Raw genomic sequence first — 22356 nt, forward strand, 5'->3', positions numbered from 1 at the left:
ATAGAGGTAAGTGCCGGGTGTAGCGAGCACTTCACTATAGGTGTTGGTAGTGTTATTGATGTCGGTCCAGGTTGCTCCACCGTTGTTGCTACGTTGCCATTTGACGATAGAGCCTGTGTAGCCGGTGAGGGTCATGGTGCCGGTGTTGGAGCCTTGGCAGATTTGAGAGTTAGGAGCAGACAGTGTTCCTGCTATAGTTGTTGGATGGACCGTGACAGAATAAATGTTTGAATATTGAGATGGACAAGTGGCGTTTTTCACAAGAACTCTATAATCCCATATTCCACTGCTGGAAGGAGTTTCAGAATATGTGGCAGTTTGATTGCTAATGGTTGTCCATGAGCCGTTGTTTACTCTTTTTTCCCATTGTAATATATTACCCACATATCCACTTAAAGTCAAAGTACCTATATTATTTCCAATACATATTTCAGTTAAAGTTCCGTTGAGTGTTCCAGGATTAGTAGAAGCAGGGCTGGTTAAATTAACGGGATTTGACAAGGGACTGCTTGTTCCACCAATCACCACTTTACCTCTGTAAGTGCCATTGCTTAGTCCAGTGAAAGTATAAACACTATCATTACCAGTCCATGTTTGAAGAGTATTTCCTGCATTGTCAGTTAAATGAAAAGTTTGTGTAGTTTTTTGGGAGGAAACCACTTTAACAGAGCCTGTGCCACAGCCAGGTATAGCTTCAACAGCGGCAAGAGGTGTGGTTGGAGTGTTATATTCAAAAATAAGATCTAACCATAATGAGGCAGATTGACCAAAAAGTGAAGCCATATCATACCATGTTCCCGGCGATGCTGTTCCAAAAGATGTATACATAGTAGAATTGTCAGTATTATTCCGTAATGTACTCATTGCAGCACAAAATTGATGAGTAGTGTAATTATGGGGTGAATCATAATTTAACTCATAACCAATGTAAAATGGTCCGCTGACATTAACAGGAGATGAAAAAATGACCCAATTATATTGTCCTTGGGTAAATGAAGTGATATTTCGAGTTTCAGTATAAATACGCGTACCAGGAACTCCACCATTATCGGTCCAGACAGAAACATTAATGGTTTTCCCTGTTCCCTGTGCTCTATAAGCATAAAAGCCAAATCCATAAATTTTACCACTGTATTGATTGTTGAATTTTTCAGCGTACTTGTAAAAGAAATAATTAGTCCCGCTACTAGTGATATATCCATGACCAGGAAGTAAACCTGCTGTTAAATTGTATACTGTAACATTATCAGAAATTAGAAGATTGGTACACGTATCGCGTCCTCCAACAACCACGTAATTGAGGTAAGTTATAGCGTCATTTCCATGAGGATTGTACGCATGTAAAGTAGTAGCATATTTACCTTGAGAAAGATATTGTACTGATGGATTTTGTTGCTGGGAAGTGGAAGGTACTCCTCCTTGAAATGTCCAATTCCATCCTGTTGGCACACGGAGAGATTTATCCTTATAATTCACATAACCACCTTGAGGTATAAATGGACGTAAATTCCAATCTTTTAAATTTCCTGTGCCTTCAAAATTGGCAATGGGAGCTCTACCAAGAACTTTAACAAAGTTATTTACAGTTTTGGTATTAGAACCAGCTGGATTGGCTGCAGTAAGAATTACATTATATTCCCCTGCTACATTATATTTGGTAAAAGCATTTTGCGTATAGAGATTTTGATCGACTGAACCTGGAAGCGTCCATTCCCACCATACGGGGGTGTTGGTTGATTTATCAAGAATAGTTACTGGTTCTCCTTCATAAGTGACCAATTGAGTAGTAACTTCTCTACTGATAGTTACATCGTCAAGAAACCATCGATGAGCATCTACACCTGTGTATTTAAATGCAACGTAAACAGTTTGTCCGGCATATGATGATAAGTCTATGATAGTTTGAACCCACGAATCAGTGACGGAGGTAGGAGACCATATTTCGGTGAAAGTTGAAGTGTCCTGAGAAGTTGTCGATATCAAAACACGATTTTTCCCGTAATATGTAGGATATTGATTATAAGACCAAAAAGACAATTTATAATTATACCCAGCTGGGAGATTAATGCCAGGAGAAACTAACCACCCTATTTCATTTACTGTCGCAGATCCGTAATCATGTAAGGCTGATTTAAGTCCATTTTCGGTATGATTTTGAGCAGTGGAGGATGTCCATTTTATACCGTCGTTATCCTTATCATGAATAACCCATCCTGTAGGGGGCCAAGAACCTTCAAAGTTTTCGACAAAGATATTTTCAAGGCCTGCAAAATTAGCTGTTGGTGCTTGAAAAGGAGAAATGGTAAGACGAATATTTGGTCTGTTGCTATTAACTGTACCATTATTTCCACTAGGATCGGTTCCTCCTGTCCATTGTTGATGCATGTTAGTGGCTGTAGTATAGTAACAATTGCTAGGAACATTACCTGGATTGCCCGTGGTCCATACTTTAGTTAAAACCATGAGGTTTTTATTTGCAACATAAGGGAAAGGAGTTTGCAATGTTATGGTGTACCATCCATTTATATTGGGAACAAAAGTACCGCTGTAGACTAATGTTGCGTCTTGAATAAGGTTATTAAAAGTAGTTTGTGAAAGTGTTGACTGATCTGTTGTTTTTAAATAGATTTGAATATTTCTCGTATCAGTTCTAGCTGCAGATGGCCGCCATGCTATAGCTGTTATGATACCTGAACCACCAATTTCAGTTTTGGTGTAAATAGCAGCATCACAAACATATTTAGTGGTATTATTGATTCCAAGAGGAATTAATCCACCACTAGTAGTACCTGTTCCAATGGTCACAGGGCTTGATGGAGGGGTGTAGGAAGAAATGGTGATATAGTTAACCTTTGTTATGCTGTCCTTGCCATAAGCATTGCTTACCACCAGTTTAACACTGTAAGTTCCGGGTGAAGGGTAAATAACCTGGGGATTTCGAAGTGTTGAAGTGGAAGGAATAGCTCCAGGGAATGACCATTTCCATGAAGTGGGATAATTGGTTGAAAGATCGGTAAATTGGATAGCAGTTCCTGCTTGTCCGCTGGTTGGTGTTCCGCTGAAATTAGCTACTGGTGGATTAGTATTGGCATTGGGGTCAAATCCATTTAATGTAGTAGGATTGGAATTATTAGGATCAAGCCAAGGTTTTAATTGTTTATCAGGTGTAGTACCATTTTGATCCCAATGGTAATTAAATTTTCCGTAATAATCAGTTCCGTACGGTCCACCACATTGAGAAGCACCACCTGTTAAAGTTCCTATGATTAATTTGTTACTACCACGAAACAGGGGTGAACCTGATGACCCTCCCTCTGTTACACCATAACCATTAGAAGTAGAGGCCCAAGAAGATATAGTCCAATGAGCATTGGCCATACCCCCTGTCCAAGTTCCTGTACCCGGGGTTACTGTATAAGTTGAAATTTTCTTTGCATCTCCAGCAGGATGATGAATACCCACACCCCCTGCTGTCGCTGTTGTATTCCGGTCCCAACCGTTGTAATAAGGGTTCCACGAAAGTGGAGGTTGTGAGCTTAGCTCTACAAGTAGAAAGTCCGAACCACCATTGATATCACCACCTGCACGATGAGTGCAACCAGTAATTACATTATTAGGAGGTGTACCTGTATTAGGACATCCGGGTCTTTCATAATTGAAATAAAATTGCCATTGGTTTTTATCCGAAGGTGAAGCCGATCCACCACAGTGATATGCAGTTAAAAAATAAGGTTGTCCATTGTTCAAAGTATTGTTAACTAGAGATCCGCTACAATAGTACCAATTAGCTCCATCTTTAAAAAAAATGCGAGCAACCCCTCTTTTTTGAACTTGCCAGTTATCTCCTTCAGGTGAACAGTTGATGTTGACTTGACATGATCCCGCATCTCCTAAATCCTTCGTAGGATCATTCAACAAATCAAAATAGACATATATGATGTCTCCAATAGATAATTTACCTCGAGGTTCAAATGTTTGAAGGATGCCTTGTAGATTGTAAATAGTAATACTTCCATTTTTTCCAGGATTGGATATCACAGGTTGAAACTGCCCTTGATGTGGTTTTTCTAAATATTCAATAATCAAAACTTCACCTGGAATAGTCTGGACACTGAATATACCTGATGGGGTGTTGTTTTCAGCTGTATAGGCTCCCAATATTATAGATTTATTTTCATTGTAAATGTATAATTCAGCATCTTCGGGAAGCTCAAATTGATCAAAAACAACTCCAACCGATAAAGCCCCAGGAGCTCGTAACTTAATACGCCACATCATGGTTCCATCGGGTAAACGCTCCCAGGTTCCATCATGCCATATGTTTTTGTTAACAGGTAATGAAAATCCACCACGTTTTGGCAAATTTTGAAGATCTCTTAAAGAATCTTCTCTTTTTACATTTTGCCATGATATGGAGGCAGTTGACACAATTACTTCGTCTTCTACATCACTTACTTGAAATAGCAAGGATTTTGGAGTACCACCTTGGCTAATTTGTCCATATGTGAATAAAAACGTAACTGTTATTAAACAAAAAGCGTAAAATTTTTTCATAATGAATTTTTTTACATTAGATCAAATTTACAAGAAAAAGTTTATTTGACCAATAAAACTCTTTAATTTTTTTTATTGATTAAAGTGAGATAAAAAATCAGAAGTGAAGCTGCGATTCCTGCATTTAATGAGTCTGGTGGGGAAAAAGAGGAAGAAGGAATACTTACAAGTTCGAATTTATGGGAAAAATGTTGAATACCATGAGATTCGTTTCCAATGATAAAGGCCAATGGAAATGAAAAATCTTGTTGTTGAATGGGTCTGCCGTGTGGATCGGCAATATAAATGGGGCATTTGAGGTGAAAGAGAATTTGTTCGGGTGTGAGATAATGTACATGAACATGGGCAACGCTACCTTTAGAACTTAATACTGTTTTAAGATTAAATGCATCCACACTCTCAGTTGTTGCCAGGATGTGTTTTATGCCAAACCAATGACAAGTACGGATAATAATTCCTAAATTAGCAGGATCGGACAAATCATCCAAAATGGGAGTAATGGGTTGAAGTTCAAACGATGTTCTATGAGGGATATGAAAAATTCCACATATTTCGTTAGGAGCTTTTAGAAAAGAAATGGAGTTTAAAATTTTTTCAGAAATAGGATAAAGGACTTCATCGTTGCGAACAATTTTTTTCCACTTAGAAGTTTTTTCCTTAATAACAAAGAGAGCATAGGGCTTAATGCCGCTTGATATTAAATCTAAAACAACTTTGGGAGTTTCCGCAATAAACAAACCAGCTTCCTCTCTCTCTTTTTTATTTTTGAGAGAACGATACAATTTATAAAGAGAATGACCCATGAAGATTATTCTTCAGCTTCTACTTGAATGATTACTTTAGCTATGATATTTTTGTGAATGCGAATAGAAGCCTCGTAAGTGCCTAATTCCTTGATCACTTCAGGAGTTAATTCTATTTTTTTTCTATCAATTTCGATGTTAAATATTTCCTTGATGGTATCTGCTACCTGAATATTGTTTACACTACCAAAAATTTTACCTGTAGATGTAGCTTTAGTTTTGATAATAATGGTAGCTCCATTTATTTTTTCTGCAATATTTTCAGCTTCTTTTCTTATTTTTTCTTCTTTGAAGGCTTGCTGTTTGATAATTTCAGCGACCATTTTTTTAGCAGAAGGGGTAGCTTCGATAGCTAAGCCTCTTGGGATAAGAAAGTTTCTTGCATATCCAGGCTTGACATTTACAATATCGTATTTATTACCCAGATTTTTTACGTCTTCTTTCAAAATCACTTCCATATTCTCACCTCCTTACTTATTTTAATTGATCAGTGACAAATGGTAGAAGTGCCAAGTGACGTGCTCTTTTAATAGCTCTAGCCACTTTTTTCTGAAATTTGGTTGAGGTACCAGTAATTCGCTTTGGTAATATTTTCCCCTGATCATTTACAAATTTTAACAAAAAATCTGGATCTTTATAATCAACATATTTTATCCCAGCCTTCTTAAAACGGCAATATTTTTTCTTTTTGGTTTCTATGTTAATTGGTGTCAGATACCTGATTTCACTTTCTTTTTGTGCCATACAATTCTCTATTAAATGGTTGAAGAATTTGTTGTATTACTTGTGGATTTTTGCTCACTTTTTAATTTCCTTCTTTTTTCAGCATATTCAATACCATACTTATCTAGATGGACAGTAAGATAGCGTAGTATTCTTTCGTCACGCTTGTAGTTTAACTCTAATTCTCCAATGATACCAGGATCACTTTCAAATTCAATTAAATGATAAAAACCCGTTGTTTTCTTTTTGATAGGGTATGCTAACTTTCGAAGGCCCCAGTCTTCTTCGTAAATAATTCGGGCGTTACGATCTTCGAGAAATCTTTTAAATTTATTAACCGTTTCCTTTGCCTGGTCCTCAGACAAAACGGGAGTCATAATGAAAACGGTTTCATAACGTCGTGTCATACAAAGATTTTTAAAATGGTGTGCAAAGTTAATGATTTTTAAAACATCAAATGTATTTTCAAAAAATTTTATCATTGTTCTGTAACTATGCTTACCTTTGTAAAAAAATGATAACACTTGGTGTTATAGGTGGACAGGAAATTCTTCTCATATTGTTGATTGTGCTGATTTTGTTTGGAGGCAAAAAAATCCCAGAGCTTATGCGCGGTTTAGGTAAAGGGGTTAGAGAGTTTAAAAAGGCTAGGGATGGCGTTGAAAGTGAGATAGGGAATTTGACCGAGGATTCGGAAAAACAAGAAAAACAGCTATAAACCTCAAATGGAAGAGCGCTTTAGTGAGCATCTAGTTGAGTTAAGAAAGCGCCTTATTTATATGATCATATCGGTTGTTTTAACTGCAGTGTTTGTATTTTTGTATCCTTCTTTTTTTGTTGATCATTTGTTACTGGGTTTACTTTCTCAGGATTTCCCTACATATCGTTTTCTCTGTTGGTTAGGTAGTGCATTGACTTTAAATGATCTATGTTTACAGAATCCAAGTTTTTCCTTGATTAATACGGAGTTGTCTGGACAGTTCAGGTATCACATCCTTATTTCTCTCGTTTGGGGAATAATTTTATCGTTTCCATTTATCCTTTACCAGTTATGGCTATTTATTAAACCTGCTCTTTATGAACATGAAATAAAAGCGGTTAGACGATCACTTTCCTGGATGATATTGTTTTTTGTTGTAGGAATTTTATTTGGCTATTATATTCTAATACCTTTTACTATTCAATTTTTACTACATTATCAGATGAGCAATCAAATACAGAACATGATCACCATAGGGTCTTATTTTACTACATTGGGAATTCTTTTGTTTTGGATGGGACTAAGTTTTGAAATACCTTGGCTGATGTATTTGTTGGGGAGAATTGGGATTGTTACCTTTGAGGGGTTAAAATCATATCGTGCCTACATATTTGTTATTATTTTGATCATTGCAGGCATCATTACACCAACGACCGACATTTTTACACAATTATTGGTGGGATTACCTTTGTATGGGTTATTCGAACTAGGTTTGTTTTTGGTGAGAAAAAATGAAAGGAAAAATTTATTTCAGGCGAAGGACGAAGCCTGAAGATGTATTTTGCATAATTTGTTCTAAAGATAAGGTAAGAGTTGCAATTTTATGATCAGAGCTTATAATGACGTAGGGATTTCTTTTTACTTTTTTTATTTCATAGGGAGAAACGACCACAATTTTCCAATTAAAAAGTGAACCAAAAGGAAGTGTCGAAAAACGTGTCAAAATGTTATGAATGGTTGAATCTCTTTGAAGAGCTTTTTGGAAAAAGGGAGTGGTATTTTGTTTTGAAAATCTGTGACGAGTGAAAGAAAAATACGAAGGTATAAAAAATTTAGATACGTTTGTCATTTCGGCCATAAGTGAACGAAATGCACTAGGGTGTTCGAAAGAAAAGCTGATAGAGAATTCATTGCGTGTGCTACTTTGTTTGATAGATGATATGCCATTTACTTTTTGTGCTTTGCTGATGAAAAGCAGAATACTTTCCTTTATTTTTTCTGAAAATGAAGCATTAGTTTGAAATCCGGAAAAACCACGTATGACAAGTGAATATTCCCCACTTTTGTCAGAATGCAAAACAATTTTTTCCTCCAGCTCTATGCAGGAATTAAGGAAAAGAGTCAAAAATGATAAAAGGTATACTATAAATTTACCTGATGATAGCATTAGGATTAAATACTTTTCGTAGTATGTCGTTGATGCGAGCAGCAGGGTCAGTTCTTATTTTTTTCTCTTCCCCAGCAATGACGTTGAACAATGCTTGCAAAGCTTTATCTGTAACATATTGGGGTAGGTCAGTTTGTACTGGAGTTACAAGTGGAATTTTATTATAAGTCGTAGTGATATCTTCCCAAAGTTTTGTAGCATGAACTTCGTCAAGAGCCTTTTTAATTTCAGGTTTGAACAGTTGAGACAACTGTTGGGAGGTTTTTTTGCGGAAATATTCTGTTGCAGCATTATCTGGTCCTTTCAAAATGTTTTTAGCGTCTTCAAAAGTCATCGAGAGAATTGCATTAACAAAAATAGGACCAGCTTTACTCACAGCATTCTCGGCTCCGCGATTCATAGCAACGATGAAATTATCAATAAGTTGGTGAAACCCCAATTCTCGAAGTTTGGTTTCAACCTTTTGTACTTCAGGTGGAAAAAGTATTTTATATAAGGAATTGCCTAAAAAACCATCTGTTTTTCCTAAAAAACTGATGGCATTGTTGGTTCCAACTTTTAGGGCTTCTTTCAATCCTTGGACAATGTCAGATTCTGTAAGAATAACAGGTGTGTTGGTTTGTTTGGTAAATTGCTGTAAGACATCGCATGCGGGGAAAACCAACAAAATTATCATGCTTAATAAAAGTATTCTTGTTTTCATGGTAAAAAAATTTAATATCCAAAAATGGTTTTAAGATCTACTTCTTTAACTTTCCCGTATTTTTTCAAGACATCCATGGGCATGTCTTTTTTGTTTCCAATGATCATAATGGTGTATTTGTTATCTTTGAGGTGAGTATTCTGGAAGTTGACCAAATCTTGAAGTGTTAAAGATGGAACTTTTTCGAAAGTGGTTTTCTCTATGTCATAATCTAATCCTAGATCTTTTGCTTGTATGTATTCCCAGAGGATATCATCTTTGGTAATGCGATTAGCACGGATATTTTTAAGTAATCCCTCTTTTGCTATGGTAAATGATTTTTCTGATTGAGGCATGTTGGAAAGAAGTTCCATAAAAGCATCCAAGGCTGTTTCAATTTTATCATACTGTGTTGCAATGAAAGCTAGCGTAAAGTGATATTCATCCTTTTTTTGAGGAGTAATAATATATGCAACAGCGGCATAAGCTAGAGCTCGAGCCTCGCGCATTTCCTGGAAAATTACTGAGTTCATATTTCCACCAAAATATTCATTGAATAATCGAATGGTAGGATAAAGTTCTGGATTAAAACCTTTTTCTTCTCTAGAAACGAGTAAAATCATAGATTGTGGACTTTCAAAATTGACGAAATAAATTATGTTTTCTTTTGTGGGTAAGGGTTCAAAGTTCTTTTTGGGTGGCATTTTAAGAAAACTAGAAGGGATGGCATGTAGAGTAGTGAGCTTGTTAGTCAGCTTATCTAATTCTTCGGGTCCGTAATACATTATGTAGTGTTCATAGTTAAATATTTGTGATAACTTTTGGTAAATAGTTTGCAGAGACAATTTTTTTAATTCCTTCTCGGAAAGAATATTTGTAGTTGGATTTTTTGGTCCGTACATTCCAAATGCAGCAAGCTTTTGGAAAACCGTTTGCATATTTTTCTTAGCATCGGCTCTTTTCTTAAGTGTATTATCGATAAATTTTGAAAGATCTTCCTTGTTAGCTTGTGGTTGACGGATTACTTTTTCAATAAGTGAAAGAGCTTCATCAAAATTTTCCTGAAGCCCACTTAGCTTAATATAAGCACGATCTTGAGAAGCAGATGCTGAAAATTCACATCCTAAAGAAAATAATTTTTTACTTACCTCTTCGGCACTGATCCCATGGGTGCCTAAAAATGGTACAAATTCCATAACTAGAGGTAAGTATTTATCATGATTCGACCCCATTTCAACGACAAAATAAAGAGTAAACAATTCGTTTTCCTTATTTTTTACATAATAAATAGGCACTTTTTGTTGTAGTTGTGCAATGGTTAGATCTTTATTAAAATCCACAAAACGTGGCTCAATATCAGGAACTTTGCTTTCTTTGATTTCTTTCAAAAAAACCGATTCTGCATCTCTATTCATATCTAGCTTAGTCAATTTGTTTTTAGGAATCTTTTTAATGGTGGTATCAACACCAGTTAGCTTGTAAACAACAACGTAATTGTTATTAAAATGTTTCTGAGCAAATTCCACAATGTCTTTTTTAGTAAAACGGCTCATGCGATCAATTTTTTGTATATATTGATCCCATGGAACATCGTAGATGAAAGCCTCTACAAATTGCATGGCTCGTTCAGAATTATCTTGCATTTTTTTAATTTCAGAAACTTTTATGTTAGTCAAAATAGCAGGTAAGAGATTATCGTCAAACTCACCTTTTTTGATTTTTTCAATTTGCTCGAGAAGTAGATCCTTGACTTCGTCTAATGTTTGACCTTGCTTCGGAGAACCTCCAAGCATTAGTACGGAGTAATCTTTCATGATCCAAGCTGAACTATAAGCTTTGAGAACTTTTTGTTGTTTGACGAGGTTTAAATCGAGTAAACCAGCCATGCTGTTTGAAAGAATCATGTCCAAGACGGATAATTTTAATGCTTCATCGGTAATTCCTCCTGGAAGGCGAAAACCGATTAGAATATTTTCGGCATCTGGTCCATAAACTTTTTTCACTATGGGTTGTTGTATGGGTTCTTCTTCTGGGGAAATAAAGGGAGGACTATGAACAGGTTTCATTTGGCTAAAATATTTATCAATGATTCTGATAGCTTCATCTGGATCAAAATCCCCAGAAAGGGCAATGGCCATATTGTTGGGAACATAATAGTTGGCATGAAACCATCGAATATTACGCATCGAGGGGTTTTTTATATGATCCTGTGATCCTATGACAGAACGCCCGTAAGGATGTTTACTGAAAAGCCCTGAAAGCAAAGCTTCATAAGCTTTTCTTGTATCGTTAGTAAGGGTCATGTTTTTTTCTTCATAAATGGTTTCGAGCTCCGTATGAAAACCGCGTAATACCGGATTCATCATGCGATCCGCCTGAATTTTAGCCCAATTTTCAAGCTGATTTGATGGAATGTTTTCTACATATACAGTCATATCATACGAAGTGAAAGCGTTGGTGCCGTCAGATCCTAGAATGTTCATTAATTTATCGTATTCATTAGGGATAGCATATTTAGAAGCAATAAATGAAATGGAATCAATTTTTTTGTAAAGTGCCTTACGTTGCTTATCGTCTTGCAAAGTTCGATAAACTTCAAATAAGGAGTCTATTTGGTCTATGTATTTCTTTTCTGCTAAATAATCAGTTGTTCCGAAATGGACTGTTCCCTTGAACATCATGTGTTCAAAATAGTGAGCAAGTCCTGTAGTTTCTTGTGGGTCATTTTTGCTGCCAGCCCTCACAGCAATATAAGTTTGAATACGAGGTTTGTCTTTATAAACAGTCATGTATACTTTGAGGCCATTGGCTAACGTATAAATGCGAGTTTTCAGGGGGTCATTGGGATATTCTACATAGTGGTATCTGCTCTGGGATTGAACTTGACCCCAAAAAAGGATTGATACAGGGAAAAGCCAAAAAAACAAAAACTTTTTCATAACGATTAATTTTATTTTTCTTTTTTCAAAGATAAATTTTCCAAAAAAACAGGGAATTCGGGATTTTTTTTAATAATTTCAGAATGAATAACATCTTGTTGTAATTCATGAGGTAATGAATGAATTAGGCTAAAATTAACCGAAAGATCCGGAAAATTAAAGTAATTGCGAATAATCTGAGCTATGTTTATACGATACTTTTCAGCACTTGCTTTTTTATAGCTGCTAGGAAATTCCAGTGTTAAAGTGTTTTCATTTTCAATGAGAAAGTTTGTGTCTGAAAATATTTCAACCAATTCAAGATCATTGGCAAACTGTTTTTCAAGATGTTTTTTCAGGTCTTCAAGATGGTCAGGAATGAGTTTTTTGGGAGGAGTGATATGTTGATTTTTAATGAGAGTAGTCTCTTGTTTAATTTTTGATATTTTAATATCTGAAGCATTAAAACTTATATTCAAGTTGGAATTCTTATCGATTTTGGAATATGATGGGTTTGCATACATCTGGCTTCCTTGAGGGGATGCTGGTGGAACTATATTTTTGTTTTGTTCGGGATTATTAATGGAAGTGTTTTTCTCGAGCGGAGAAATTTTGTCTAAAAAAAAACATAATTGAAGGATAATGTTTTCAAGAAAAATTGGCTTAATGTTACTTTGACGATAATCAAATTCAGATTTAACAAGAAAATTTAAAGTTTCTGTTAGCCATGGTTCGGGAATCTGAGATGTATGTTCTTTGTATTTCTGTATCTGTACTGGGCTTAATTCATCAATTAACTCAAGTGTTTCAGGATTTCTAGCAAGCAATAAATATCGCACGTGAGAAATAAGTCCGGAGAGTAAATGACCACCATCGAAACCTCGGGATAAGATTTCGTTAAGCAATTTCAGGGCTTTAACCATGTCTTTTTGTAAAAAAGCTGAGGTGAAATTGAAATAATAATCTTCATCCAGCACAAACAATGATTCTGTGGCAACCTGCAAAGTAAGTTTATTGCCCGATAGTGCTACAAGTTGATCAAATAATGATAATGCGTCTCGCATAGCACCATCAGATTTGGAAGCTATCAGTCGTAAAGCATCTTCTTCTGCATCGATATTCTCTTGTTGAGCAACATAAGCCAGATAGCGTACCATATCAGGTATGCTGATACGTTTAAAATGATATACCTGACATCGAGAAAGTATGGTCGGAAGAATCTTATGACGTTCTGTAGTAGCTAAAATGAACTTGGCATAGCTAGGTGGTTCTTCGAGAGTCTTCAGAAAAGCATTAAAAGCATGAGTACTAAGCATGTGTACTTCGTCGATGATGTAGATCTTATACTTTCCTTCCTGGGGAGGAATACGAACTTGTTCAATGAGTTGACGGATGTCTTCGACAGAGTTATTAGAAGCTGCATCTAATTCATAAATGTTAAATGAAATGTTTTGATTGAAGGATAGGCACGATTTGCATTGATTGCAAGCTTCTCCTTCGGGGGTTATATTTTCACAATTGATGGTTTTAGCTAAAATACGTGCACATGTCGTCTTCCCAACACCCCTAGGACCGGTGAAAAGAAAAGATTGGGCAACCTTATTTTGAAGAATAGCGTTTTTTAATGTCTGTACAATCACATCCTGCCCTACTACATCTTTGAATGTAGAAGGTCTGTATTTTCTTGCCGAAACAAGAAAGGTATTTTTCATCAGCACAAAAATAGCATTTTTGGTTGAGTAATTTTTTTTAATTCCACCCGTATCTTGATAAATTATCCAATGTGCTTATTTTCGTTAGAACCTAAAAGAGAAAGAAACGATATTGTTGGTATAGCCATATGCAGCTCAAAAATTTTTACGTATAATAATTTTTTACGTATGTTTGTAGAAAGGCAGATAATGAAACAGTCTTCTTTTCCGCACACATACGTAATAGTATTCATATTGTTGATTTTAGCGGGAATACTTACGTTTATTTTACCTGGTGGAATTTTTGAAAAGCAGGTCGTGCTTGTAAACAATGTGGAGAGAACAATTGTTGTACCTGAATCTTTTCATCATGTCGATGCCCAGCCTCAAGGGTGGGGGATATTTCTTGCCATTTTCGAAGGTTTTGTTCAACGGGCTGATATTATTGCTTTTATTCTTATTATTGGAGCATCATTTTATATGATTAATCAGACAAAAGCCATAGATATAGGACTTTTCAAATTAATTTCTTGGTTGAAAAAATGGGAAGAACGAAGACGTGCTGGTTGGGTCGATGAACTTTTATTGATATTGCTTATGCTGGTTTTTAGCTTATTCGGTGCCGTATTTGGTATGAGTGAAGAGACTATTGCATTTGTACCTATTTTTGTACCCTTGGCACTAAGACTTGGTTATGATAGCTTGACAGGTGTGGCTCTTTGTTTTGTAGCAGCAACGCTTGGTTTCACTGGTGCTTTTCTAAACCCATTCACCATTGGAGTAGCTCAGGGAATTGCTCAATTGCCTCTTTTTAGTGGATTAGAATATCGCTTATTGTTGTTTGCCATTATAAATATATTTGGTTTTATTTTCATTCTCTCATATACGAGAAGAATTAAGAAAAATCCAGTTTTATCACCTATGTTTGAGCTAGATGAAACATGGCGCCAGAATGAGTTACAAAATTCAGATGTTAAAGAACATCGTGCTAAGTGGCATTCATGGATTGTGCATTTAATGGTTTCAACATTAGGCATTTATTATGCTTGCGATATGTGGATAATAAGTGATGAAGACAATGCTATAGCTATTTCGATTTTTACGATGCTGGTATTTTTTTACGTTTTAGCTGGAACGTGGTTGCTTTGGAAAAAGAGCATAGAAATATTTATTTTTTTTCAGACACTTTTAAGTATGATACTTTTAGTTTTAGGTGTTATTGAATATGAATGGTATATTCCTGAACTAACAACGATGTTTTTGCTTCTTGGACTGGTTGCTGCTGCAGCTTACGGGTTTAAACCAAATGAAATGGTTCAACATTTTTTGGCAGGGGCAAAGGATATTTTTTCGGCAGCTTTTGTCGTTGGCATGGCTGCTGGAATTATTATTGTTTTGCAAAAAGGTCAAGTGGTTGATACAATTTTGTATTACTTATCGGGGCTTTTACAAGGTAATGAATTAAGTGCTACGACGGGCATGTACGTAGTAACAACCTTATTTAATTTTATTATGCCGTCAGGATCAGCTAAAGCAGCTCTCCTTATGCCTCTGATGGCTCCTCTTTCAGATATGGTAAACGTTAGTCGGCAGGTGGCAGTGGTCGCTTTTCAAATAGGGGACGGTTTTACTAACATGATTACACCCGTGTCGGGGGTTTTACTTGGCGTACTTACAATGGCTAGAATCCCATATCACATCTGGGTGAAGTGGGTATGGAAATTTATTCTCGCTTTAGTTCTACTTGGGTGGATTTTAATTTTACCTGCCATTTATTTTTCATGGCCAGGTTTTTAATGATATGAAGGAACGAATACGTTCAATTTTATTGAAATACTGGGGATATACTAGTTTTAGGCCGCTGCAGGAGGATGTAATTTTCTCAATTCTTAGTGGAAAAGATACCGTTGCACTATTTCCAACAGGAGGAGGTAAATCGATTACTTATCAAGTTCCAGCTCTAGTCATGGATGGCTTCTGCCTTGTAGTAACACCTCTCATTGCTCTCATGTTGGATCAGGTTGATCAGTTAAAAAAACGGGGCATTCATGCAGAGGCTCTTCATAGTGGGCTTTCCTACCTTGAAGCAGAGGAAATCCTACGTGCATCTATTGACCACAAGATCAAATTATTATATGTCTCGCCGGAACGGCTTACACTATCCTTTTTTCGTGAGGCACTACGGGAAATGAGAATTTCTTTCATTGCTGTGGATGAAGCTCATTGCATATCGCAATGGGGCTATGATTTTAGGCCAGCCTACCTTCGTATTGCTGAGATTCGCCCATTTAAGCCAGAGATACCTATCCTTGCTGTAACAGGATCTGCAACACAGCGCGTTTTATTAGACATCGTTGAAAAACTTTCACTTAAACAGCCACATGTAGTTCGTCAAAGTTTTTTTAGACCTAATTTGTTCTACAACGTGCTTTACGAAGAAAACAAAACTCAACGTCTTTTACAGTTGTTGAATGAGTATCGTGGATCAGGGATTGTCTACATTCGTGATCGCAAAAAGACCCAACAATGGGCTGATTTTCTGAAAAAATCCGGAATAGATGCAACTTTTTACCATGCTGGTCTTCCGTGGGATGAACGAAAAAAGAGGCAACAACAATGGATTCGCGGGCATACACGAGTGATGGTTTCTACGAATGCTTTTGGAATGGGAATCGACAAACCTGATGTTCGCGTGATCGTGCATCTTGATATGCCTGATTCTATAGAAGCATATTTTCAGGAAGCAGGTAGAGCAGGACGGGATGGCAAAGACGCTTACGCCTGGTTACTTTGGAATTATGAGGATATCAGCAAACTGGACCGTAGCGTACAGGAAAATCATCCTGATTTTTCATATATAGGCTTGGTTTATCATAGACTAGGGGAGTTTTTTAACTTATTGCCAGGAACAGGAGAAAATGCATCATTTCCATTCGATCTTCAGCATTTCATTCAGCAGGAAAACTTTCAGCCCAGAGAAGCTTTTTACGCCTTAAAACAACTCCATCATTTGGGACTTATCTCTCTTTCTGATCCTTTTTTTCAACGTTCAAGAGCGAAAATTTTATTGGATAAGCGAGGACTTTATAAGTTTCAGGTCGAAGAACCACAATTGAACCCTTTTTTGGAAATGTTGATCAGGACATATGTGGATTTGTTTGATCATTTTGTTTTTATCGATGAGGATAGATTAGCAAAGCAAATGAACACCACCAAAGATATCATCATCAAAGGTCTCATGTTGCTAAGAAAAAAAGAGATAATTGCGTATGAACCTGTTATAGATAGTATTTTTTTAACTTTTCTTACGCCTCGGTTGAAACAAGAAGAACTCATTTCATTTCAAACACAATATGAGAAGCTAAAACAAAAACGACATGTAGAAATTCAGTCCATGAAAACTTTTGTTTTGAACATGACCAAATGCCGTAGTCAATTTCTTTTATCGTATTTTGGAGAGGAAAAAAGCAAACGTTGTGGGCAATGTGATGTATGTGCAGGCAGAGGAAAATTATCCATGTCTGATTTGGAATTTGATGAACTTTTACAAAGAATTAAACCTTTGCTCGAAGAACCTCGTGATATCTATGAAATTTTTATGCACTTTCCTGCCATGAGAAATTTAAAAGTCATATCAGCCTTACGTTGGCTACTAGACCATGGTAAAATCGAATCATTGCCAAATGGTAAATTAAGATGGAAAAAGAAGTTATCTCATGAATAATTGCATTAAAATATCGGCTTCCGCAGGTAGTGGTAAGACATTTCGTTTGACTCTTGAGTTTTTAAAAATCGTTCTCCAAGCACCTGAAAATTTCAACAAGGTAATGGCTGTTACTTTTACTAACAAGGCAGCTCTTGAAATGAAAGACCGCTTTATTAATGCATTATACGACATTTCCCAGCACGGTACACATTCGAAATATTTCAACCAAATAGGGCATGATATACATGTAGCTCATGCTTCAAAAGCTCTTCACAGCATTCTTCATCGCTACGACGAATTTTACATTAGCACAATGGATCATTTTTTTTTAAAATTGCTACGTGTATTTTCTTCGGAAATATTCATAAATTCCAATTTTGACATTGAGGTAGAAAAGCTTTTGCTGGATAACTATATATTGGATAGACTCTTCACTGATCTGCTAGAAAGGGATAATCAAGTCAAAGTAATTATAGACTATTTGCTTGAAATTTATCTGCAAGATGAGTTGAATCCTCTTCGCTTGAAGAAGGTTTATTTGCCAGACTATTTGAACCTTTATTTAGCTGAGGAATTTTATGAACTAGAGGAAAATTTTCAACAAACTAATTTAAATAAACTCCTAGATGTTTTGGATTCGCTAAAGAACAAATATGATCATAGTCAGATGCTAAAAGAGTTTAGAGAGGCTATTGAAGCTCTAGAAGTTTTTTTTATGGATGAGGAGCAGTTCGAAAAAAAAGTAGGAAGGTCAGATAGTCTGTATAAAGAATTTGTTGATAAAGTTTTCCCAGCAGTCGAAGTAGGAGGGTGGTATGATTTGGATGAAATATTTAAAAAAGAGAATAAAGCTGAGCAGGTGTACAGTATGAGTTTTGTCAAGGATAAAAAGCAACGTGATATCATTCAAAAATCTCTCATTCAACTTTATGAAAAATTTTTTACACGTAAATGGTCTGCCGAACTTATTCATGGTGTACTTAAAGTCATGCTTATTGCGTACTTAAATCGCTTGCGTGAAGATTTTAAACGCGAGAATGGAACACTTTTCATTTTTGAATTCAATCATCTCATAGCTCACTTGTTAAAGAAGTATTCTGTTCCATTTATTTACGAATATATCGGAACAAAACTAGAGCATTTATTTATAGATGAATTTCAAGATACAAGTTATCTTCAATATAAAAACTTTTTTCCTCTTGTTGAGGAACTTCTTTCTCGTGGAGGTAGAGTAATAGTAGTTGGCGACATCAAGCAAAGTATTTATCGTTGGCGAAATGGGAATTTTGCAATCATGAGAGACTTTCCAAATCTTCAAAAAAACAAATTGTTTAGCAAAATTTTAAATGAAAGTGATTTCAACGAGAAGCCTGAATGGGTCCATGATATCAATTATTCTCCGGTCATAGAAACCCTCAAAAAAAATTTTCGTTCTGCCGAAACCATCGTGAAGTTTAATAATTATTTATATAAAAGTATTTCTACTTTATATAATGAAATGATTGATAATCAGCAAGATATTAGTTTGCCTTTGGTTTTTCAAGATGTGGAACAGGAACCTAAAGAAGGGATAGATTCAAAAGGGTGGATACATCTTATTTTTTACGAATCCGAAAGCTCTACGAAGGACAGTAATGATGATCATAATAGAAACAATGAAGAAGAGAAGATATGGCTTAATCTTACCGAACAGGAAATCCTTCGGTTGAGAAGTGAATATGGGTGCTTGCTTGGTGATATAGCTGTGTTGTTGCGAACTAATCAAGAAGTCTATGCACTTAGTCAATATTTGACAAGTGTGGGCCAGCTAAAGGGCATCAGAGTTGAATCACCAGGACTTATCAAGTTGTCTATGTCTCCGCATGTTCGACTTGCCATGGCGAGTTGGGGATTTATTACCCAACCTGACAACACGCTGATCAAGGCTGAAATACTAGTCAATTTTAATAAGCTTTTCAGAGATCATGATGCATACGAATCTTATTTAAATTCGCTTCGACAAATTGAGAGTTCGCCTTCTTTGGTACCTGTAGATCTTCTCGAAGAAATTTTAAATATCCCTATTCATTCCACATCCATTGCATTGATGGGAGGTGATTTTTTGACCTATTTGCGAGAGGAAATTTACCGACTTCAATTGAAAGGGATCCACAACATAAAAGCAATCTGGCGATGGTGGCAAGAAAAAGGTAGAGAAGTGCTTATTCCGTCGACGCCATCCAGAGAAGCTGTGCAAATCATGACCATACATGCTTCCAAAGGTCTTGAATTTCCATTTGTTATTCTTCCCCGTTTTCCATTCACCAATAAAAACAGCGGGGTTGAATCTTGGTATTTATGGAAAGAGAACGATGTAGTGTTTCCGTCACACAGCAATTTTATTAAACCTCAATTAATGCATGATGAATTTCCTACGTGGATGAAAAACCTCTCTCTTTTGTACGAAAAAGAAAAACAAATGAGAGATATAGATTGGCTTACTCTATCGTATGTAGCCACAACTCGAGCAAAATATGGAATGAGCATCTTTATAGAGCAAAAGAAAAAATATTCTACGCTTATTCTTTCGAATGAAAAAAAGCAGAAATCATCCCAGGTCGAGAAACATGATGTAGAAACATGCTTAATTCTGTCGCTGAATGAGATCCTCGAACATCCACCTTATGACCTGTCCATAAAAATGTTGGGCAAAAATGAATACTTTATTGGTGATACACAATTGAATATAAGATTTGACAAAACAAACTTTGATGCTTTTGAGAATTCCCCTGAAGAATCTCCATATCGGTGCGAATTTAACCAAAGTTTATCCTTGTTTATGAAAAAATCCGAAAAAACTAGTGATTTTAATGCTGTCCGGTTCGGGAAACTAATCCACCGCTTGTTGCAACAGGTTTATACTAAGAGCGATGTAGAACGAATCATCACTGCTTTTCTTACTGAAGGGATCATCCGGGAAGAAGATGCGCAGAGACTCCGGACTAAACTTATCGACAATGAAATTTTATTTCCCACATCGGCAGATGCCGTTATTCTTAACGAACGATCTTTAACAAAAGCCGGAAAAATCTATCGTCCCGATCGAATGATTGTCGAGCAAAACAAAGTTCTTATTATGGATTATAAAACAGGTGATAAATCAGATGAAGATAAAAAACAAATGGAAATCTATTCTCAATTGTTGGAACATTTTTTTCCGAATGTTACGTGCGAATTGATTTATTTAAAAGAATTATTTTTATAAAATGAATGATTTTTCACCTTTTTCTACGTTGCCAGAACCTTGGAAAATATGGCTCTCTCAACCTGGGGTTGTAGCTATAATCACCGATACCGATGGCCAAATTTTATATATATCACCATCTTTCGAAAAAATTTTTTCTTTATCTTCAAAAAAATATATAGGAAAAAGAATTCAGGATTTTTTTCATTTACCACTAAGTAGTTGGAACATCGATAAAATCGGCTCTACATGGTTAACCAATCATGCCTGGCTTTGCATTGATAATACATGGTTTTGGGTATATGTTGAGGGTATTAAGCCTGCTTCTTTCCCTTGGGGAAATGTTATCTTGTTTCTGATACACAACCTATCTCCTTATTTGGAGGAAGAGGCTTTTTTTCATTTTTTTAAGATTTTTACAGAGCGTGTTGAAGATGCCATATTTCTCATGAATCGAGATATTATCCTTGCATGTAACGAATCTGCAACGTCTATCTTTAGAACTCCTACTTCTCAGATCATTGGTCGCAGCGTCCTAGATTTATCTCCACCTTTTCAGGCAGATGGAAGTTCTTCCAAAAAACTTGCTTATGAGTATATTCAACGGGCTTTGAATGGTGATATATTTTCTTTTACTTGGATACATTCCTCTGCTGATGGTTCTTATACTTTTCCAACTCGTGTTAACCTGAGTAAGATCGAATTCAACAATCAATCTTATCTTTTTACTATAGTCCACGATTTAAAAAATGAAAATGCATGGATAGAGAAAATAGAAACTCAAAACGAGCTTTTGCAGAAAATAAATCGATATGCTGTTTTGTTCAACCTCCAACCTTATGAAAAAATCCTCGATACCGTAGTAAAGTTTTATGAAGAACTATTTCCTGGTGTTCTTGTTATCATCAATAAATACGATCCAATTAAAAAGACTTTTTTAATTTGGCATTCGAATCTTGCATTGCTACATTTTAAATATTTTCAGCGAATTATTAATAAGAAACTTGAAATATACGAAGTGGTCTTATCTGAAGAAGATTTCCAGCAAATACATGCTGAAAAAATATCTCCTCCTATAACTCTCGAGGAGGCAACTTTTCATCAGATTAAGCCTTGGCAGTCAAAAGCATTAAGTTTACTGAGTGGATATCGAACATTTTTTTCTTGTGTGCTAATTTCTTCAGATCGATTGGATTGGAGTTTATTACTTGGGTTTAAGAAAAACATGACTCTTCCAAATCGGAGGGATCTTGAAACAGCTGTAAACCTTGTTTCATCTGTTATAGCCAACTTCGAAGCTCAAAAGCAAATTAAAGAAGAACATGCCCATCGCCAACTTATACTGGATAATCTACCCGTTTTTGTTGGTATCTACGATTTGACAGATCTTATAGTGGTTTATGCCAATTTTGCGACAAAAGAAATTTTTGGTTACGATCCTCAAGAAGTGATAGGAAAACCAATTTTTTCATTTGTTGCACCAGAAGATTTGCCAAGGGCAAAAGGTATCGTATTAAGCAGATTGCAAGGAAAACATGTTGGAAGATACGAAGCAAGATTTGTTCATAAGAATGGTCATCTAGTATGGGGATCCGTAGATGGAGTATCTATAGTTTACCAGGGAAAACGTTGTATTCTAATTATAATTATGGATGTTACACAAATCAGAGAATTGCAGGAAAAATTACTTTCGATAGAAGTTCGAAGACGAAAAGAGCTTGAGATAGAACTTGAAAAAATAAAAAAAGAGCTCATCCATGCATCTCGTCTTGCAGCAATTGGACAAGTTTCATCTTTCATAGCTCATGAGCTAAAAAATCCTCTTTCAGCTGCAGGTAATGCTTTATTTTTACTGGAGAAAAAAACACATATGTTACCAGAACTCCAAAAATATATTCATATTGCCCGT

Annotated in this window: 15 protein-coding genes; 6 read left to right on the forward strand and 9 right to left on the reverse strand. The window is 35.9% G+C overall.

Annotated elements, in window-relative coordinates; translation table 11 throughout:
- The 5 genes from N2Z72_06990 to rpsF all read right to left on the reverse strand — a co-directional run.
- A partial coding sequence (locus N2Z72_06990) for a choice-of-anchor J domain-containing protein (GenBank protein ID MCX7697420.1) occupies positions 1–4554 on the reverse strand: 4554 nt, incomplete at its 3' end.
- 62 nt (positions 4555–4616) lie between these two features.
- Positions 4617–5357 (reverse strand): hypothetical protein, encoded by a 741-nt coding sequence (locus N2Z72_06995; protein MCX7697421.1) that lies wholly within the window; start codon positions 5355–5357, stop codon positions 4617–4619.
- 5 nt (positions 5358–5362) lie between these two features.
- On the reverse strand, positions 5363–5815 hold the full coding sequence (gene rplI, locus N2Z72_07000; protein MCX7697422.1) for a 50S ribosomal protein L9: 453 nt from the start codon (positions 5813–5815) through the stop codon (positions 5363–5365).
- Positions 5816–5831: 16 nt separating this feature from the next.
- Positions 5832–6101, reverse strand: a complete 270-nt coding sequence (gene rpsR, locus N2Z72_07005; GenBank protein ID MCX7697423.1) for a 30S ribosomal protein S18 — start codon at positions 6099–6101, stop codon at positions 5832–5834.
- Positions 6102–6112: 11 nt separating this feature from the next.
- Positions 6113–6487 carry a 30S ribosomal protein S6 gene (gene rpsF, locus N2Z72_07010; protein ID MCX7697424.1) on the reverse strand — a complete coding sequence of 125 codons (375 nt, stop codon included), beginning with the start codon at positions 6485–6487 and terminating at the stop codon, positions 6113–6115.
- Between the two features lie 107 nt (positions 6488–6594).
- Between rpsF and N2Z72_07015 the strand changes: the two genes are divergently transcribed.
- Both N2Z72_07015 and tatC read left to right on the forward strand, forming a co-directional pair.
- A complete protein-coding gene (locus N2Z72_07015) occupies positions 6595–6798 on the forward strand; it encodes a twin-arginine translocase TatA/TatE family subunit (GenBank protein MCX7697425.1) in 204 nt (67 codons plus the stop codon).
- Positions 6799–6805: 7 nt separating this feature from the next.
- Positions 6806–7612 carry a twin-arginine translocase subunit TatC gene (tatC, locus tag N2Z72_07020; protein MCX7697426.1) on the forward strand — a complete coding sequence of 269 codons (807 nt, stop codon included), beginning with the start codon at positions 6806–6808 and terminating at the stop codon, positions 7610–7612.
- Here the strand turns inward: tatC and N2Z72_07025 are convergent.
- From N2Z72_07025 to dnaX, 4 genes are read right to left on the reverse strand one after another with little or no spacing between them, the layout of a single operon-like run.
- Positions 7586–8227 (reverse strand): hypothetical protein, encoded by a 642-nt coding sequence (locus tag N2Z72_07025; GenBank protein ID MCX7697427.1) that lies wholly within the window; start codon positions 8225–8227, stop codon positions 7586–7588. The two genes, tatC and N2Z72_07025, sit on opposite strands and share 27 nt — an antisense overlap.
- Entirely contained in the window at positions 8211–8930 is a 720-nt protein-coding gene (locus N2Z72_07030) for a DUF4197 domain-containing protein (protein ID MCX7697428.1), read from the reverse strand. The genes N2Z72_07025 and N2Z72_07030 overlap by 17 nt, the downstream gene beginning before the upstream one ends.
- An 11-nt stretch (positions 8931–8941) precedes the next feature.
- Positions 8942–11848 (reverse strand): insulinase family protein, encoded by a 2907-nt coding sequence (locus N2Z72_07035; protein MCX7697429.1) that lies wholly within the window; start codon positions 11846–11848, stop codon positions 8942–8944.
- Between the two features lie 11 nt (positions 11849–11859).
- Entirely contained in the window at positions 11860–13539 is a 1680-nt protein-coding gene (gene dnaX / locus N2Z72_07040) for a DNA polymerase III subunit gamma/tau (GenBank protein ID MCX7697430.1), read from the reverse strand.
- A gap of 189 nt (positions 13540–13728) precedes the next feature.
- On the opposite strand from dnaX, the gene N2Z72_07045 reads away from it, so the two are divergent.
- The 4 genes from N2Z72_07045 to N2Z72_07060 form a co-directional block, all read left to right on the forward strand.
- Positions 13729–15315, forward strand: a complete 1587-nt coding sequence (locus tag N2Z72_07045) for an AbgT family transporter (protein MCX7697431.1) — start codon at positions 13729–13731, stop codon at positions 15313–15315.
- Between the two features lie 4 nt (positions 15316–15319).
- Positions 15320–17242, forward strand: a complete 1923-nt coding sequence (locus N2Z72_07050; GenBank protein ID MCX7697432.1) for a RecQ family ATP-dependent DNA helicase — start codon at positions 15320–15322, stop codon at positions 17240–17242.
- Positions 17235–20468 (forward strand): UvrD-helicase domain-containing protein, encoded by a 3234-nt coding sequence (locus tag N2Z72_07055; protein ID MCX7697433.1) that lies wholly within the window; start codon positions 17235–17237, stop codon positions 20466–20468. Before N2Z72_07050 ends, N2Z72_07055 begins: the two co-directional genes overlap by 8 nt.
- Position 20469: 1 nt before the next feature.
- Positions 20470–22356 (forward strand): PAS domain S-box protein (locus N2Z72_07060; protein ID MCX7697434.1); only part of this gene is annotated, 1887 nt, incomplete at its 3' end.

It is taken from the genome of Bacteroidales bacterium (genome assembly GCA_026418905.1).
Taxonomy (GTDB): domain Bacteria; phylum Bacteroidota; class Bacteroidia; order Bacteroidales; family DTU049; genus JAOAAK01.